This is a genomic window from Klenkia terrae (assembly GCF_900491935.1).
In the GTDB taxonomy this organism is placed as follows: Bacteria; Actinomycetota; Actinomycetes; order Mycobacteriales; family Geodermatophilaceae; genus Klenkia; species Klenkia terrae.
Genome location: NZ_UEXK01000004.1, coordinates 1,268,827 through 1,284,872 on the forward strand (window position 1 = coordinate 1,268,827; position 16,046 = coordinate 1,284,872).

15 protein-coding genes are annotated in these 16,046 nt (G+C 74.1%); 7 read left to right on the forward strand and 8 right to left on the reverse strand.

Features of this window, described 5'->3' with window-relative positions:
- Positions 1–346: 346 nt before the first annotated feature.
- From sucD to LFA75_RS06555, 3 genes are all read right to left on the reverse strand, one after another.
- Positions 347–1,225, reverse strand: a complete 879-nt coding sequence (sucD, locus tag LFA75_RS06545) for a succinate--CoA ligase subunit alpha (protein WP_225232872.1) — start codon at positions 1,223–1,225, stop codon at positions 347–349.
- Positions 1,226–1,257: 32 nt separating this feature from the next.
- The gene (gene sucC / locus LFA75_RS06550) at positions 1,258–2,421 is read right to left on the reverse strand and encodes an ADP-forming succinate--CoA ligase subunit beta (protein ID WP_225232873.1); all 1,164 of its coding nucleotides are present in this window, start codon (positions 2,419–2,421) and stop codon (positions 1,258–1,260) included.
- Positions 2,422–2,485: 64 nt separating this feature from the next.
- A complete protein-coding gene (locus LFA75_RS06555) occupies positions 2,486–3,571 on the reverse strand; it encodes a hypothetical protein (RefSeq protein ID WP_225232874.1) in 1,086 nt (361 codons plus the stop codon).
- A 171-nt stretch (positions 3,572–3,742) separates the two neighbouring features.
- On the opposite strand from LFA75_RS06555, the gene LFA75_RS06560 reads away from it, so the two are divergent.
- On the forward strand, positions 3,743–4,642 hold the full coding sequence (locus LFA75_RS06560; protein WP_225232875.1) for an esterase/lipase family protein: 900 nt from the start codon (positions 3,743–3,745) through the stop codon (positions 4,640–4,642).
- Positions 4,643–4,903: 261 nt separating this feature from the next.
- Complete coding sequence (locus LFA75_RS06565; RefSeq protein WP_225232876.1) at positions 4,904–5,794, forward strand: M23 family metallopeptidase; 891 nt, start codon at positions 4,904–4,906, stop codon at positions 5,792–5,794.
- Positions 5,795–6,015: 221 nt separating this feature from the next.
- On the opposite strand, the gene pcrA is transcribed toward LFA75_RS06565, so the two are convergent.
- Entirely contained in the window at positions 6,016–8,307 is a 2,292-nt protein-coding gene (gene pcrA, locus LFA75_RS06570; protein ID WP_225232877.1) for a DNA helicase PcrA, read from the reverse strand.
- A 240-nt stretch (positions 8,308–8,547) separates the two neighbouring features.
- Between pcrA and LFA75_RS06575 the strand changes: the two genes are divergently transcribed.
- Positions 8,548–8,829 carry a chorismate mutase gene (locus tag LFA75_RS06575; protein WP_225232878.1) on the forward strand — a complete coding sequence of 94 codons (282 nt, stop codon included), beginning with the start codon at positions 8,548–8,550 and terminating at the stop codon, positions 8,827–8,829.
- Positions 8,830–8,868: 39 nt separating this feature from the next.
- Complete coding sequence (locus tag LFA75_RS06580) at positions 8,869–9,606, forward strand: PIG-L deacetylase family protein (protein WP_225232879.1); 738 nt, start codon at positions 8,869–8,871, stop codon at positions 9,604–9,606.
- Here the strand turns inward: LFA75_RS06580 and LFA75_RS06585 are convergent.
- Both LFA75_RS06585 and LFA75_RS06590 read right to left on the reverse strand, forming a co-directional pair.
- On the reverse strand, positions 9,603–10,250 hold the full coding sequence (locus LFA75_RS06585) for a response regulator (RefSeq protein ID WP_225232880.1): 648 nt from the start codon (positions 10,248–10,250) through the stop codon (positions 9,603–9,605). The genes LFA75_RS06580 and LFA75_RS06585 overlap by 4 nt on opposite strands.
- Positions 10,247–11,443 (reverse strand): ATP-binding protein, encoded by a 1,197-nt coding sequence (locus tag LFA75_RS06590; protein WP_225232881.1) that lies wholly within the window; start codon positions 11,441–11,443, stop codon positions 10,247–10,249. The genes LFA75_RS06585 and LFA75_RS06590 overlap by 4 nt, the downstream gene beginning before the upstream one ends.
- Before the next feature lie 119 nt (positions 11,444–11,562).
- On the opposite strand from LFA75_RS06590, the gene LFA75_RS06595 reads away from it, so the two are divergent.
- The 3 genes from LFA75_RS06595 to LFA75_RS06605 all read left to right on the forward strand — a co-directional run bounded on the left by LFA75_RS06595 (position 11,563) and on the right by LFA75_RS06605 (position 13,267).
- Complete coding sequence (locus LFA75_RS06595) at positions 11,563–11,982, forward strand: GtrA family protein (protein WP_225232882.1); 420 nt, start codon at positions 11,563–11,565, stop codon at positions 11,980–11,982.
- A gap of 60 nt (positions 11,983–12,042) precedes the next feature.
- Complete coding sequence (locus LFA75_RS06600) at positions 12,043–12,846, forward strand: LiaF domain-containing protein (RefSeq protein WP_225232883.1); 804 nt, start codon at positions 12,043–12,045, stop codon at positions 12,844–12,846.
- Entirely contained in the window at positions 12,839–13,267 is a 429-nt protein-coding gene (locus LFA75_RS06605) for a phage holin family protein (RefSeq protein ID WP_225232884.1), read from the forward strand. The genes LFA75_RS06600 and LFA75_RS06605 overlap by 8 nt, the downstream gene beginning before the upstream one ends.
- A gap of 82 nt (positions 13,268–13,349) precedes the next feature.
- Here the strand turns inward: LFA75_RS06605 and guaA are convergent, their stop codons facing one another.
- Together guaA and LFA75_RS06615 are read right to left on the reverse strand one after the other, a co-directional pair.
- On the reverse strand, positions 13,350–14,912 hold the full coding sequence (guaA, locus tag LFA75_RS06610; protein WP_225232885.1) for a glutamine-hydrolyzing GMP synthase: 1,563 nt from the start codon (positions 14,910–14,912) through the stop codon (positions 13,350–13,352).
- Positions 14,913–14,914: 2 nt separating this feature from the next.
- The gene (locus tag LFA75_RS06615) at positions 14,915–16,036 is read right to left on the reverse strand and encodes a GuaB3 family IMP dehydrogenase-related protein (RefSeq protein ID WP_225232886.1); all 1,122 of its coding nucleotides are present in this window, start codon (positions 16,034–16,036) and stop codon (positions 14,915–14,917) included.
- Positions 16,037–16,046: the final 10 nt, after the last annotated feature.

Genomic DNA, 16,046 nt, shown 5'->3' on the forward strand with positions numbered 1-16,046 from the left:
CCGGGCTGCCCTGGCTGGCCGTAGCCGCCGGGCTGCTGGCCGTACCCCGCCGGGGGCTGACCGGGCTGGCCGTAACCGCCGGGCTGGCCGGGCTGGCCCGGCTGGCCGTAGCCACCGGGCTGCTGGCCGTAGCCGCCGGGACCCTGCCCGGGACCTCCCGGCGTCTGGTCGGGTCCGCTGCTGGTCATAGCTCGGCTTCTCTCCTGGGGTCGTACGGGTTGGACGTGATCAGGATGTCAGGATCCCGCCACGCATGGTCTCCACGCGCCGGACGGCCCGCAACCGCGCCGCAGCGGGACACCCTCGTGCGAGGGGGCCCCGCTGCGGCGGTGACGTGCGGTCTGGCTCAGGCGCCGAGGAGCTCGCGCATCAGCCGGGCGGTCTCCGAGGGGGTCTTGCCGACCTTGACGCCGGCGGCCTCGAGGGCCTCCTTCTTGGCCTGCGCGGTGCCGGCCGAGCCGGACACGATCGCGCCGGCGTGGCCCATCGTCTTGCCCTCGGGGGCGGTGAAGCCGGCGACGTAGCCGACCACGGGCTTGGTGACGTTGGCCTTGATGAAGTCGGCGGCCCGCTCCTCGGCGTCGCCGCCGATCTCACCGATCATCACGATGGCCTCGGTCTCCGGGTCGTCCTGGAAGGCCTGCAGCGCGTCGATGTGCGTGGTGCCGATGACCGGGTCGCCGCCGATGCCGATGGCGGTGGAGAAACCGATGTCGCGCAGCTCGTACATCATCTGGTAGGTCAGCGTGCCGGACTTGGAGACCAGCCCGATCTTGCCGGCCTGGGTGATGTCGGCCGGGATGATGCCGGCGTTGGAGCGGCCGGGGCTGATCAGGCCGGGGCAGTTGGGCCCGATGATCCGGGTGCTCTTGCCCTGGGCGTAGGCCCAGAACTCGGTGGAGTCGTGCACCGGGATGCCCTCGGTGATGACCACGCACAGCCCGATGCCGGCGTCCACGGCTTCGACGACGGCGCCCTTGGCGAACTTCGGCGGCACGAAGACGACGGTGACGTCGGCCCCGGTCTCCTTCATGGCCTCGGCCACGGAGCCGAAGACCGGCACCGACGTGCCGTCGAAGTCGACGGTCTGGCCGGCCTTGGAGGGGTTCACGCCACCGACGACCGCGGTGCCGGAGGCCAGCATGCGCTGGGTGTGCTTGCGGCCCTCCGACCCGGTGATGCCCTGCACGATGACCTTGCTGTTCTCGGTGAGGAAGATGCTCATGTCAGAAGTCCTTCGGGGTCAGCGAGTCGGGATCAGGCGGCGGCGAGCTCGGCGGCCCGGCGGGCGGCGCCGTCCATGGTGTCGACCACGGTGACCAGCGGGTGGGCGGCCTCGGCGAGGATCCGCCGGCCCTCCTCGACGTTGTTGCCGTCGAGCCGGACGACCAGGGGCTTGGTGGCCTCGTCGCCCAGGATGGCCAGCGCGGAGACGATGCCGTCGGCGACCGCGTCGCAGGAGGTGATCCCGCCGAAGACGTTGACGAACACGCTCTTCACCGCGGCGTCGCCCAGGATGATGCCCAGGCCGTCGGCCATGACCTGCGCCGAGGCGCCGCCGCCGATGTCCAGGAAGTTGGCCGGGCGCACGCCGCCGAACTCCTCGCCGGCGTAGGCGACGACGTCCAAGGTGCTCATGACCAGGCCGGCACCGTTGCCGATGATGCCGACCTCGCCCTCGAGCTTGACGTAGTTGAGGCCCTTCTCCTTCGCGGCGGCCTCGAGCGGGTCGGCGGCCGCGGCGTCCTCGAGGGCGTCGTGCCCGGGCTGCCGGAAGGCGGCGTTCTCGTCGAGGGTGACCTTGCCGTCCAGCGCGAGCACGGTGCCGTCGGGCGCCTTGGCCAGCGGGTTCACCTCGACCAGGGTGGCGTCCTCCTTGGAGAACACGTCCCACAGCTTGATGGCGATCTCCACGACCTGGTCGCGCACCTCGGCGGGGAAGTTCGCCGCGTCGACGATCTCCTCGGCCTTGGCGCGGTCCACGCCGACGGAGGCGTCGACGGGGATGCGGGCCAGCGCCTCGGGCTTGGTGACCGCGATCTCCTCGATCTCCATGCCGCCCTCGACGCTGGCCATGGCCAGGAAGGTGCGGTTGGACCGGTCGAGCAGGTAGGAGAAGTAGTACTCCTCGGCGATGTCGCTGGCCTTGGCCACCATCACCTGCCGGGTGATGTGGCCCTTGATGTCCAGGCCGAGGATGTCGGTCGCCCGCGCCTTGGCCTCCTCCGGGGTGTCGGCGAGCTTGACGCCACCGGCCTTGCCCCGGCCGCCGACCTTGACCTGGGCCTTGACGACGACCTGGCCCGCGATGTCGCGGGCGATGGCCTCGGCCTGCTCAGGGGTCTCGGCGACGCCGCCGGGGAGCACGGGTACGCCGTGCGCTGCGAACATGTCACGGGCCTGGTACTCGAAGAGATCCACGAAGAGGCACCGTAACGCCCCCGCAACCTCGCTGCCGACCCCTCGTCGCAGTCCGTGGGACGCATCACAGGCGCCGGAGGTCCTCCGGCTCGTCGTCCTCGACCGCCGGCCGACCGGGGCCCGGCTGCCACCGCCAGGCCAGGACGGCGAGACCGACCGCGGCGATCCCCAGCAGCAGCAGGCCGATCCCCGGCACCGTCCAGTCCAGGTCGGTGGAGTGCAGCGCGTCGCGCCAGCCGGACAGCCCGGCCTGCAGCACCACGACGGCCAGCGCCAGCAACCCGCCGACCGCGGCCAGCCGAGGGCGCAGCGAGGCGGCGACGCCGGCGCAGAGCAGCAGCCCGGCGGCCAGCACCAGACCGCCCAGCAGCGCGAGGCCGGGTCGCTCGAGCAGCGCACGGGGCCCCTCGGTGGTCACCACGGTGACCAGCCCGGTGGCCGGGTCGGTGACCAGACCGTCGGGCACGTCGGCCGCGGGGAGGGCCAGGCACAGCGCCGCCACCGCAGCCAGCAGCACGGCCGACCCGGCCAGCGCGGGGCGCAACGCGTCCAGCGCGCCGCCGTCCTCCATGACCGTGCGCCCCCAGGCGAGGACGGCGACCACCCCGGCGAGCACGGTCAGGGCCAGGGCGACGACGCCCAGCACCCAGCCGGCGCCGGTGACCACCGTGCTGGTGACCACCAGGTCACCGGCCAGCACCTCGACGCCGGGCCGGGTGGTGGAGGCGGTGCCCTGGTACAGCTCGATCAGCAGCCGGCCGGTCCCCAGCCCGCCGGCCACCGCGGCGTAGGCCAGCCCGAAGCGGGGCACCCGGCCCAGCGCGGTCAGCACGCCCACGGCCAGCGCCACCAGCGGGGTGACCAGGGCGACCAGGACGTCGAGCGGGCCGGTGGCCAGCGACAGCGGCTCACCCCCGACCACGAGGTACCCCGGGAAGACCGCCACGGCCCCGACCAGGCCGGCCAGCGCCAGCAGGGCACCGGCCACCCGGGCGGTGACCGGCACGTCGCCGACGACCAGCCCGTCCGCGGGCACGGCGGAGGTCCCGCGGGCCGGGGGCCGGGCGGTCCGCGTCGCACCGCCGCGGGGTGCGGCCCTGCGGGCGGTCGCGGAGCTCCCTGGCGTGGTGCCGTCCTTGCGCGTGGCCACGGGGTCCTCCTGGGGTCGTGGTCGCGAGCGGCCGAGACCGCATCGTGATCGTGTCGGGGTGTCGTCGTGTGTGACGTCGGGCACACGAGGGCATTACCGTCACGTGAACGGGGCACGCATGGTGAGCCCCAGCACATCCCGGCGCCCGCCGGGTCGACCCAGGAGGTGCCGGTGACGACGTCCGCGTCCGTCCCAGCCTGGCACGGCGCCTCCTCGGTGGTGGCCAACGGCGTGTCCGGCGTGGCCGGTGCCGCCCGGACGCTGCGCAGCCTGTGCACGCCCGCGACGCTCACCGGCGGCCTGACCGAGCTGGCCTGGGTCAGCGCGCACGCCCTGCTGTGGCCGCTGGGGACCCGGGCGGAGACGCCGGTCGCCGACGAGCGGATCCGCCCCGAGTGGCAGCCGCCCGCCGTCCGCGCGTTCTTCGCCGCCGACCCGCTCGCCGCCCGGGTGCCGGTGGTGCTGGTCCACGGCATGGTGGACAACCGGTCGATCTTCACGGTGATGAGCCGCTCGCTGCGCCGTCGGGGCTTCACCTCGGTGAGCACCTGGAACTACAGCCCGCTGGTGCAGGACGTGCGCGTGGCCGCCGACCAGCTGGCCCGGCACCTCGAGCAGATCTGCGAGCAGACCGGCCACGAGCGCGTGCACCTGGTCGGGCACTCCCTCGGCGGGATCGTCGCGCGGTACCTGGTGCAGTGCGCGGGCACCGAGCGGGTGGCCTCGTTGACCACCCTGGGCTCCCCGCACGGCGGCACGCTCTGGGCCCACGCGGTGCCGACCCCGCTCATCCGGCAGCTGCGGTCGGGCTCGGACCTGCTGGCCGAGCTGGGCCGACCCGCACCGGGCGTCGACATCCCGGTGACGGCGGTCTACAGCGACCTGGACCAGATGGTCCTGCCGATCGTGCACGGGCGCTGCGACCACCCCGACCTGCGGGCGCGCAACGTGCTGGTGCACGGCGTGGGGCACATGTCCCTCCCGATCCACCGGGCCGTCGTCGACGAGGTCGCCGCCACCCTGGCCGGGCACCGCAGCACCGACCGCAGCACGGACGTCGTCGCGGCCTGACGGTCCCGCGCCCGATCCCGGGCAGGTTCTGCCCACGGTCGGTGACGGTTGGGACGTCCGGTGTCCGCAGCACCCCCGCGCGCACTGCGTGTGACGAGAAGTCGACAGACCGACACGCCGCGCACGTCCCCGGTCGCAGCCGTCACACGTGGTCACAATGCGATCACGCTGCTGGCATTCCTGCCGGCACCCGACGCCGGCCTCGCCGGCAGTCGACCCGCTCCCCCGGGGGCGGGCCCACCACGGAAGGCGGTGCCCCGGATGTCCCGACATGGCCTGGTGGGTCACCCGCGGCCCGGCCGCCCCGTCCGCGACCGCTCGGTGCTCGAGGCACCCGCACGGGAGTCCGTCGAGGACCTCCTGGACGCCCTCGACCCCGACGTCCCCACGGCCTCGACCGACGACCCGCTGGACGGCGGGCCGAAGCCGGTGACCACCGTCGTGGCGTCCCGCGAGCCGGCCACCACGCCGCGCCCGGGTGGGCGACACCGCCTCCCCCAGCCCCCTCGGCGGCGCGGGCACCTGCTCCTGGCGGCGCTGACCGTCGGTGCCGTCCTCGCCGCGGTGCTCGGCAGCACCGGGTCACCGACCCCCGCGACGCCGGTCGCCGACGCCGGGGACTACGGGCTGTCCTCCTCGGACTCGAACTTCGCCGGGGGCACCGAGGACGCCGACGCGCGCCGTGACCTCACCGCCGCCGAGGCCAGTGCCCGCCTGGCCGACCTGGCCGCCTCCCGCGCCGAGCGGGAGCCGGACTTCGCGCTGCCGACCGACGGGATCCTGACCACGTGCTTCTGCATGCGGTGGGGCCAGATGCACTGGGGCCTGGACCTGGCCGCCCCGCTGGGCACCCCGATCGTCGCGGCCGCCGACGGCGTCGTGCTCCGCTCGGGCCCGGCCAGCGGGTACGGCAACGCCATCTACATCCAGGACGCCGACGGCAATGTCGAGATCTACGGCCACATGCGCTACCTGTTCGTCTCGGCCGGGGACGTCGTCTCCGCCGGGGACCTCATCGCCAAGGTCGGCAACGAGGGCCAGTCCACCGGCCCGCACGTCCACTTCGAGGTCCACGTCGGTTCCATGACCGGGCGGCCCACCGACGCCGCCGAGTGGTTGAACGACCGAGGCATCGACGTCCCGGGAGCGTAGGAGTCCGCCCCGCGCACCGCGCCGAAGGCGCTGACCGGCGACGAGGCGGGGCCGGAGGCTCCCCGAGGAACCGGTCGACCGGCAGCCGAGGGCCGGCACGGTCGTGAGAAGGGGGCCCGGAGGGTCCCCGCCGATCGACGGGCACGCTCGCCACAACGGGGGCACGGCTCCTGGCCGCGGTGCGATCCGGAGGATCGCCGTGTCATCGCCCCTCCCGCTCGTCAGAGCTTGACCACCGGCGCATATCTCAGGACCAAGCGCTTCGTCCCGCCGCTGCCGAAGTCGACGGTGGCCTGGGCCTTGTCGCCGACGCCGTTGATCTCGACGACAGTGCCGAGCCCGAAGGCGTCGTGGCTGACCCGGTCGCCGACGTCGACGCTGATGACCTGGCGGTTGCCCACCCCGCCGCGCAGTCCGCCGGTGGACAGGCCGGTGGCGGCGACCCGGCGCTGCGCTGACCCGTAGGCGGCCGAGGGCTTGGGGTCCACGCCGGTCCAGTGCACGGCGTCGCCGGGCAGCTCGTCGAGGAACCGGGACGGCGGGTTGTAGGCGGGCTGGCCCCAGGAGGTGCGGACCGTGGCGCGGGACAGGAACAGCCGCTCGCGGGCCCGGGTGATGCCCACGTAGGCCAGCCGGCGCTCCTCCTCCAGCTCCTTGCTGTCGCCCAGGGCGCGCAGGTGCGGGAAGACGCCGTCCTCCAGGGCGGTGAGGAAGACGACCGGGAACTCCAGGCCCTTGGCGGTGTGCAGCGTCATCATCGTGACCACCCCGGCGTCGTCGCCGGCGACGGGGATCTGGTCGGCGTCGGCCACCAGCGACACCTGCTCGAGGAAGTCGGTCACCGTGCCCTCGGGGTTCACCGCCTCGAACTCGGCGGCGACGCTGACCAGCTCGTGCAGGTTGTCCACCCGGCCCTCGTCCTGGGGGTCGGTGGAGGACTCCAGCTCCGAGAGCAGCCCGCTGCGCTCCAGGATCGACTCCAGCAGCGCGCTGGGCCCCGAGCCGGTGGCCAGCAGGTGCTCGAACTCCTCCAGCAGCGAGACGAACTCCTGGATGTTCTTGAGCGAGCGGGTGGCCAGGCCCGGGGCCTCCTCGGCCCGGCGCAGCGCGGTGGCGAACGCGATCCGCTCGCGGTCGGCGAGGGTCTCCACGCAGGCTTCGGCGCGGTCACCGATGCCGCGCTTGGGGGTGTTGAGCACCCGGCGCAGGCTGACCACGTCGGTCGGGTTGCTGACCACCTTGAGGTAGGCCAGCGCGTCGCGGACCTCCTTGCGCTCGTAGAAGCGCACCCCGCCGACCACCTTGTAGGGCATGCCGACCCGGATGAACACCTCCTCGAAGACGCGGGAGGCGTTGTTGGTGCGGTAGAAGACCGCGATGTCCTTGGGCCGGGCGTCACCGGCGTCGACCAGCTTGTCGATCTGCTCGGCGACCCAGGCCGCCTCGTCGTGCTCGTTCTCCCCGACGTAGCCCTCGATCAGCTCGCCGTCCCCCGCGTCGGACCACAGGTTCTTCGGCCGGCGCGCGGTGTTGCGGGCGATGACCTGGTTGGCCGCCTTGAGGATGCGCTGGGTGGAGCGGTAGTTCTGCTCCAGCACGATCGTGGTGGCCTCGGGGTAGTCGCGCTCGAACTCGTCGATGTTGCGGATCGTGGCGCCGCGGAAGGCGTAGATCGACTGGTCGGCGTCGCCGACCACGCACAGCTCGGCCGGCGGCACCGGGCCGCCCGGGAACCCGACCAGCTCGCGCACCAGCGCGTACTGCGCGTGGTTGGTGTCCTGGTACTCGTCGACCAGCACGTGCCGGAACCGGCGGCGGTAGTGCTCGGCGACGTCGGGGAAGGCCTGCAGCAGGTTGACCGTCGTCATGATCAGGTCGTCGAAGTCCATCGCGTGCGCCTCGCGCAGCCGCCGCTGGTAGAGCGCGTAGACGTCGGCGAGCACCTTCTCCGGCGGCGTCTGCGGGGCGAAGGACTCCTCGTCGACCAGCTCGTTCTTCAGGTTCGAGATCTGGGTGGCCAGGCTGCGGCCCGGGTAGCGCTTGGCGTCGAGGTCCAGGTCGCGGGCGACCATCGTCATCAACCGGACCGAGTCGCCCTGGTCGTAGATGGTGAACGAGCTCTTCATGCCGAGCTTGGCGGCCTCGGCGCGGAGGATGCGCACGCACATGGAGTGGAAGGTCGACACCCACATGGCCCGCGCCCGCGGCCCCACCAGCTGGGCGACCCGCTCCTTCATCTCGCCGGCGGCCTTGTTGGTGAACGTGATGGCCATGATCTCGCCGGGCGTCGCGCCCCGGGCGCCCAGCAGGTAGGCGATCCGGTGGGTCAGCACCCGGGTCTTGCCCGACCCGGCGCCGGCCACGATGAGCAGCGGCCCGCCCTCGTGGACCACGGCGTCGCGCTGGGGGCCGTTGAGCCCGGCGAGCATCCGCTCGAGCTCGCGGCCCATCTGCCCGGGTGTCCGGCGGGGCAGGGCGGCGGTTCCGGGGAGGGAGATCTGGGGGCTGCTCATGACGCCTCCGAGCTTAGGCGTCGGCACCGACACCGACCCGGGCCAGCGACCGTGCTGGCCACCACCCGCGCGGTGTGGCAAGCTCCCCAGCGTGCTGAGCGCGCAGGAGTTTTACTACGGCCACCGGGTCCCGGTCGCCGTCCCTCAGCGCTAGCCACTGACAGACGAGACCCCGGGCCCAGGAGCCCGGGGTTTTCGCGTCTCCGGGGTGCTGGGCCTCCCCCACCAGGAGGAACGACCATGAGCACGACCCTCGACGGCACCCCCACCCCGGCCGACCCCGCCGGGCGCATCGGCGAGCTGCGCGTGGAGATCGACGCCTGCGACGCCGAGATCATCCGCCTGGTGCAGCAGCGCCTGGCCATCTCGAAGGAGATCGGGTCGCTGCGCCGGGAGAGCGGGGGCACCCGGCTGTCGCTGTCCCGCGAGCAGCAGGTGCTGGCCCGGTTCCAGCAGGCCCTCGGCCCCGACGGGGCCACGCTGGGCATGATGCTGCTGCGCCAGGGCCGCGGCCGGCTCTGACCCGGGAACACCCGCCCCGCGCCCGGGCTTGAGCCCCGTGTGACCGCACCCGCCCAGCCCCCCGCCGAGCACGTGGACCGCGTCCTGTGCGTGCTGGCCCACCCCGACGACGTCGACTTCGGCAGTGCCGGCACCATCGCGACCTGGACCGACGCCGGCACCGAGGTCGTCTACTGCCTGGTCACCGACGGCGACGCGGGTGGGTTCGACGACACCCCGCGCGACCGGATGGGCCCGCTGCGCCGGGAGGAGCAGACCGCCGCGGCCGCCCAGGTGGGCGTGACCGAGCTGCACTGGCTGGGCTACCCCGACGGCCGCGTCGAGCAGACGCTGGACCTGCGTCGCGACATCTCCCGGGTGATCCGCCAGGTCCGCCCCGACCGGGTGGTCACCACCTCGCCGGAGCGGATGTGGGACCGGGTCGGCGCCAGCCACCCCGACCACATGACCGTCGGCGAGGCCACGATGCGGGCGGTGTACCCCGACGCGCGCAACCCCTTCGCCTTCCCCGAGCTGCTGGCCGACGAGGGCCTGGAGGCGTGGACGGTGTCGGAGGTGTGGCTGTCGGCCAGCCCCCGCGCCGACCACGCGGTCGACGTCACCGACACCGCCGAGCGCAAGTTCGCCGCGCTGGAGTCGCACGTCACCCAGGTCGCCCACCAGCCCGAGGGCCAGCTGCGCGAGTTCGTCACCGGCTGGATGCGGCAGACCGCCCGCACCCACGGCCTCCCCGAAGGCCGCCTCGCCGAGGCCTTCCACGTCGTGCACACCGCCTAGGCGAGCTTGCGGTCGACCGCCCAGCGGGTGAGCTCGTTGCGGTTGGACAGCTGCAGCTTGCGCAGCACGTTGGAGGCGTGGGACTCCACCGTCTTCACCGAGATGAACAGCCGCTGGCCGATCTCCCGGTAGGTGTAGCCCCGGGCCAGCAGCTGCATGACCTCGCGCTCGCGGGCCGACAGCAGGTCCAGGCCCGGGTCGACGTCCGGCTCGGGGGCGGGGGCGGCCGGTCCGGCGGCGAAGGCGTCGAGCACGAAGCCGGCCAGCCGCGGGGAGAACACCACGTCGCCCTCGGCCACCCGGGCCACGGCGTCGCGCAGGTCCGGCCCGGAGATGGTCTTGGTGACGTAGCCGCGGGCGCCGGCGCGGATGACGGCGATGACGTCCTCGGCCGCGTCGGACACCGACAGCGCCAGCCACCGGACGTCGGGCAGCTCGGCGCGCAGCGTCTCCAGCACCGCCCGGCCACCCCCGCCGGGCAGGTGCACGTCGAGCAGGACGACGTCCGGGCGGGTCTCCCGGACCCCGGCCACCGCCCCGGCGACGTCGGCGGCCTCGCCGACCACCTCGACGGCGTCGCCGAGCTCGGCGCGCACGCCCGAGCGCACCATCGCGTGGTCGTCGACCAGGAAGACGGTGATCACGACGCGCTCCGCGGCAGGGTCAGCTCCACCTCGGTCCCCTCCCCCGGGTTCGAGTGCACGACGGCGGTCCCGCCGACGCGCTGCAGGCGACCGACGACGGAGTCCCGCAGCCCGCGCCGGTCCTGCGGGACCCGGGCCGGGTCGAACCCGGTGCCGCGGTCCCGGACGAAGACGGTGAGCGCCGACGGCGTCACCTCGGTGTAGAGCGCGACCTCGCCGGCCCCGGAGTGCTTGGCCGCGTTGACCACGGCCTCCCGGGTGGCCTGGCCCAGCGCCGCGACGGCGTCGTCGACCGCGGTGTCGCCCACGACGACCGGGTCGACGGTGACCACGTGGTCGGCCTCGACCTCGGCCACCAGCCGCTCGACCAGCCCGGCCCAGGTGCCCCCGGTGGCCACCTGCGGGGCGTAGAGCCAGCTGCGCAGCTCGCGCTCCTGGCTGCGCGCCAGGCGGGCCACCTGGGTGGGGTCGGCGGCGTGCCGCTGCACCAGCGCCAGGGTCTGCAGCACCGAGTCGTGCAGGTGGGCGGCGACCGCGGCGCGCTCCTCCGAGCGGATCCGGGCGGCGCGCTCCTCGGCGCGGGAGTCCAGCAGCCGCCGCCAGAGCGGCGCGGTGGCCAGCGCGATGCCGACCAGCACGACCAGGGTGGCGGCGAACCCGTTGCGGGCGTTGACCAGCGGGCCGGTGGTGGCCAGCAGCAGCACCACGCCGCCGACGCCGAGCAGCACGCCGACCACCAGGCCCCACCGCCCGGTGGAGCGGGTCAGCGTGCGCTCGGTGTCGAGCTGGTACCAGATCACCGCCAGCCCGGCCCCGGCCAGCAGCAGCGGGACGACGACGTCGCCGCGACCCCAGCTGGACAGCCGGCTGGTGAGGGTGACCGCGGCCAGCCCGAGCAGCACCACGCCGACCAGCTGGCGGCGACTGGGCGACGCCGGCCGCGGCGGCCGCTCCGACCCGGCCGGCGCGGCCCGCATGGTCAGCCACAGCAGGGCGTAGGCGACGACGCCGATGCCGGTCAGCGACATCAGGACGAAGGCGACCCGGACGAGCAGCGGGTCCAGCCGGAGGTGGTCGGCGGTGCCGGCGGCCACCCCGCCCAGCAGCCGGCCCGAGCGCGGGCGCAGCAGCGGTGGTCGGGCCGCGGGGAGGGCGCTGCCCGGCGGCAACGTCGTCGTCCCCGGGTCGGTCACGTGATCATCGTGTCACCGCCGGCCCGCCGGCCACACCCGGTGACACCCTGAGTTCCCCCGGGGCAGGACCAGGGTGTCCCCGGGTTCCGCCGGGGTCCGGGGCGGCCCAGGGTCGGTGCATGCCCCTCGCCACGCTCGGTCGCGCGCTGTGGTCCGCGCCGTCCGGGCCGGCTCCGCTGGCCCGGTTCGCCCTCGCCGGCGGCACCGCGACGCTGGTGCAGTCCGCGCTCTTCCTGCTGGCCGGGGGCGGCCAGACCGCCAACCTGCTGGCCACCGCGGCCGCGACCGTGCTGGCCAACGAGCTGCACCGGCGGGTCACCTTCCACGCCGGCGGCCGGACGCCGTGGTGGCGCGCGCAGTGGACCGGCGGCGGGGTGGCCGTCGTCGGCCTGGCCACCACCAGCACCGTCCTGCTGCTGTGGGAGAGCTGGGTCCCCGACGCGCCGGACGTGGCGGCCCTCGCGGTGCTCGTGGGCGTCACCACCACGGTCGGGCTGGTGCGCTTCCTGGTGCTCCGCCGGGTGCTGTCCCCGAGCTGAGGACCAGGGTCGGATCCGGGGGTTCCCCGATGGTGCCGGCCCCCTCCCGTCGACAGGCTGGTGCCCATNACCGGCATCGACGCCCTGCTGTGGCGGGTCGGCTTCATCGCCCTGGTCTTCGCCGGCGGCACCGGCGTCGTGGTCTACCTCCTGCTGTGGGTGCTGATGCCCCGCCGCCAGGACGGCGAGGCCGCGGCCGCCGCCCCGGCCCGCGTCGAGGCCGGCCCGCCCGAGCCCCGCTCCCCCGTCCCGGGGATCACCGTGGCGGTGCTGCTGATCCTGGTCGGCGTGCTGGCCCTGGCCGCCCGGGTCACCCCGTGGACGCCGGGCCCGGTGCCCTTCCTGGCCACCGCGCTGATCACGGTGGGCATCGGCCTGGGCGTCGGTGCCTTCGTCTCCGGCCGCAGCTCGCGCGGCCCGCTGATCGCGCTGGGCGTGCTGCTGTCCTTCGCGCTGCTGGTCGCCTCGGCCACCGACGGCGACGGGTTCCGCAACGGCCGGGACCGGGGTCTGGGTGACCAGAGCTACACCCCGCAGGACGCCACGGCCGTGCAGCCCCGCTACGAGTCCGGGGTCGGTGACTTCGAGCTCGACCTCACCGACGTCGACCTCGCCGACCTGACCCAGCCGGTCACCACCACCGTCAACGCCGGGGTGGGCGACGTCGAGGTCGTCGTGCCGCGGTCGGCCGACGTCCGGGTGGAGGTGTCCAACGGCCTGGGGAACGCCGACGTGTTCGGCCGCAGCTCGGACGGCGGCACCTACGCCGGCACCGGCGACCAGCCGTGGACCGGCGACGACACCGCCGAGATCGTGCTGACGATCGAGTCCGGCATCGGCGACGTGACGGTGTCCCGTGGCTGACCCCATCGGCTCCGCGCCGCCGACCACCGACCAGCCCACCGACCCGTCACCCGACCGTCAGGAGACCCCCGTGAACCCCACCGGCGAGCACGCCACCACCGAGCACCCGACCACCGAGTTCGGCACCGACCACCCACGCGGCGCACAGGCCACCGCCGTCGCACCGCCGCTCGTCGGACCGACCGGCTACGCCACCTGGCAGGAGGCCCAGGCGCAGCCGGACCCCGTCGCCCGGCCCGGGCGCCGGTCGCCCGACGTGGTCGCCCTCGTCAGCGGTGCGCTGTTCGTGCTGGTCGCCGTGCTGGCGCTGGTCGGCACGTCGCTGCCGGGCTGGGTGTTCGGCGGCGGCCTGGTGGCCACCGTCCTCGTCGTCCTCGGCGCCGGCCTGCTCGTCTCGGAGCTGCGCCGCATCAAGCGGTGACGAAGGTGACCCGATGGAACGGCCCCGTCCCAGGGGCCCCGGGCGCGCGGAGCGCGTCAGGGGGTGGGACGGGGTCCTTCTTCTACTCCCACTCGATGGTGCCCGGGGGCTTGCTGGTCACGTCCAGCACCACCCGGTTGACCTCGGCCACCTCGTTGGTGATCCGGGTCGAGATCTTCGCCAGCACGTCGTAGGGCAGCCGGGTCCAGTCCGCGGTCATCGCGTCCTCGCTGGACACCGGCCGCAGCACCACCGGGTGGCCGTAGGTGCGGCCGTCGCCCTGCACGCCCACCGACCGGACGTCGGCCAGCAGCACCACGGGGCACTGCCAGATCTCCCGGTCCAGCCCGGCCGCGGACAGCTCGGCCCGGGCGATGGCATCGGCCTTGCGCAGGATGTCCAGCCGCTCCGCGGTCACCTCGCCGACGATCCGGATGCCCAGGCCGGGACCAGGGAACGGCTGCCGCCAGACCAGCGAGCCGGGCAGCCCGAGCTGCAGGCCGACCTCGCGCACCTCGTCCTTGAACAGCGTGCGCAGCGGCTCGACCAGGGTGAAGGTCAGGTCCTCGGGGAGGCCGCCGACGTTGTGGTGGCTCTTGATGTTCGCCGTCCCGGTGCCGCCGCCGGACTCGACGACGTCCGGGTAGAGCGTTCCCTGCACGAGGAACTCGACCGTCTCGCCGTGGGCCGCGGCGTCGGCGACCACGTCGGTGGCTGCTTGCTCGAACACCCGGATGAACTCCCGGCCGATGATCTTGCGCTTCTGCTCCGGGTCGCTGACCCCGGCCAGCGCGGTCAGGAACTGCTCGCGGGCGTCGACGACCCGCAGGTCGGCCCCGGTGACGGCGACGAAGTCCCGCTCGATCTGCTCGGTCTCGCCCTCGCGCATCAAGCCGTGGTCGACGTAGACGCAGGTCAGCTGGTCGCCGATGGCCCGCTGCACGAGCGCTGCGGCCACCGCGGAGTCCACGCCGCCCGACAGCGCGCACAGCGCCCGCTTGCCGCCGATCTGGGCGCGGATGGCCTCCACCTGCTCCTCGACGACGTTGGCCATCGTCCAGGACTTCTCGAGGCCGGCGATGTCGAAGAGGAAGTGCTCGAGCACGGTCTGGCCGTGCGCGGTGTGCTTGACCTCGGGGTGGAACTGCACGCCGGCCAGCCGCCGGTCGACGTCCTCGAAGGCGGCCACGGGGGCCCCGGTGGAGGTCGCGGTGACGGTGAACCCGGGGGGTGCGGCCGAGACCGCATCGCCGTGGCTCATCCAGACCGACTGCTCCAGCGGGGTCTCGCCGAACAGCCGGTTCGCCGTGGTCACGGTCAGCGGGGTGCCGCCGTACTCGCGGTCGCCGGTGTGCGCGACGGTGCCGCCGAGGGACTGCGCCATGGCCTGGAAGCCGTAGCAGATGCCGAAGGCGGGCACCCCGGCCTCGAACAGCGCCGGGTCGACCTGCGGGGCACCCTCGGCGTAGACGCTCGAGGGCCCGCCGGACAGCACGATCGCCGCCGGCTTGCGGGCCAGCACCTCGGCGACCGGGACGTCGGAGCCGACGAGCTCGGAGTACACCCCGGCCTCGCGGATCCGGCGGGCGATGAGCTGGGCGTACTGCGCACCGAAGTCGACGACCAGGACGGTCGGGAAGTCCATGCTCACCCTTCGATGACCAGGTCGACCCGCTGGAACTCCTTGAGGTCCCGGTAGCCGGTCTTGGCCATGGTGCGGGCCAGCGCGCCGAACAGGTTGGTGCGCCCGTCGGACTCCAGGGCCGGGCCGTTGAGCACCTGCTCCAGCGGCACCGACCGGCCCACCGGGGCGGACACCTCGCCGCGCGGCAGGCGGGGGTGCGCGGCGACGGAGTCCCACCAGGCCCCGCCGGCCGGCGCCTCGGTGGCCGAGCGCAGCGGCTCGCCGAGCTGGACGGCGTCCGCACCGCAGGCCAGGGCCCGGGCGATGGCGCCGGAGGTCTCGATCCGGCCGTTGGCGATGACGTGCACGTACCGGCCACCGGTCTCGTCCAGGTAGTCCCGGCGGGCCGCGGCGGCGTCGGCGATGGCGGTGGCCAGCGGCACCCGCACGCCCATGACGGCGTCCCCGGTGGAGGCGCTGTCGGCACCGATGCCCACGATCACGCCGGCCGCGCCGGTGCGCATCAGGTGCAGCGTGGTCTGGTAGTCCGCGGCCCCGCCCACGATCACCGGGACGTCGAGGTCGGCGATGAAGTCCTTGAGGTTGAGCGAGTCGCCCTGGGTGGTGACGTGCTCGGCGGACACGATCGTGCCCTGGATGACCAGCAGGTCCACCCCGGCCGACAGCACGGCCGGGGCCAGCGCCTCGGTGTGCTGCGGGCTGATCCGCACCGCGGAGGTGACCCCGGAGTCGCGCAGCTCCTTGACCCGGGCGGTGACCAGGTCGGGCTTGACCGGCTCGCTGTAGAGCTGCTGCAGCAGGGCGGTGGTCGACGTCCCGGAGCCCGCGGCCTCGAGCAGCTGCCGGTAGACGTCGGTCGGGTCGTCGTACCGGGTCCACAGGCCCTCGGCGTTGAGCACGCCGAGCCCGCCGGCCTGCCCGACGGCGACGGCGGTGGCCGGGCTCATCACGGCGTCCGACGGGCTGGCGACCAACGGGATGCCGAACCGGAAGGCGTCGATCTGCCACGCGGTCGAGACGTCGTCGACGTCCCGGGTGCGGCGGCTGGGGACGATGGAGACCTCGTCGAGGTCGTAGCCGCGGCGGGCGAAGCGGTTCAGCCCGATCTCGACGTTGTCACGCACTGGCACTGAG

Excerpts from the sequence above, each read along its gene's own strand:
- LFA75_RS06595 (WP_225232882.1), top strand. The coding sequence starts at position 11,563 with ATGCCCCTCGCCACGCTCGGTCGCGCGCTGTGGTCCGCGCCGTCCGGG.
- LFA75_RS06575 (WP_225232878.1), top strand. The coding sequence starts at position 8,548 with ATGAGCACGACCCTCGACGGCACCCCCACCCCGGCCGACCCCGCCGGG.
- LFA75_RS06565 (WP_225232876.1), top strand. The coding sequence starts at position 4,904 with ATGTCCCGACATGGCCTGGTGGGTCACCCGCGGCCCGGCCGCCCCGTC.
- sucD (WP_225232872.1), bottom strand. The coding sequence starts at position 1,225 with ATGAGCATCTTCCTCACCGAGAACAGCAAGGTCATCGTGCAGGGCATC.
- guaA (WP_225232885.1), bottom strand. The coding sequence starts at position 14,912 with ATGGACTTCCCGACCGTCCTGGTCGTCGACTTCGGTGCGCAGTACGCC.
- pcrA (WP_225232877.1), bottom strand. The coding sequence starts at position 8,307 with ATGAGCAGCCCCCAGATCTCCCTCCCCGGAACCGCCGCCCTGCCCCGC.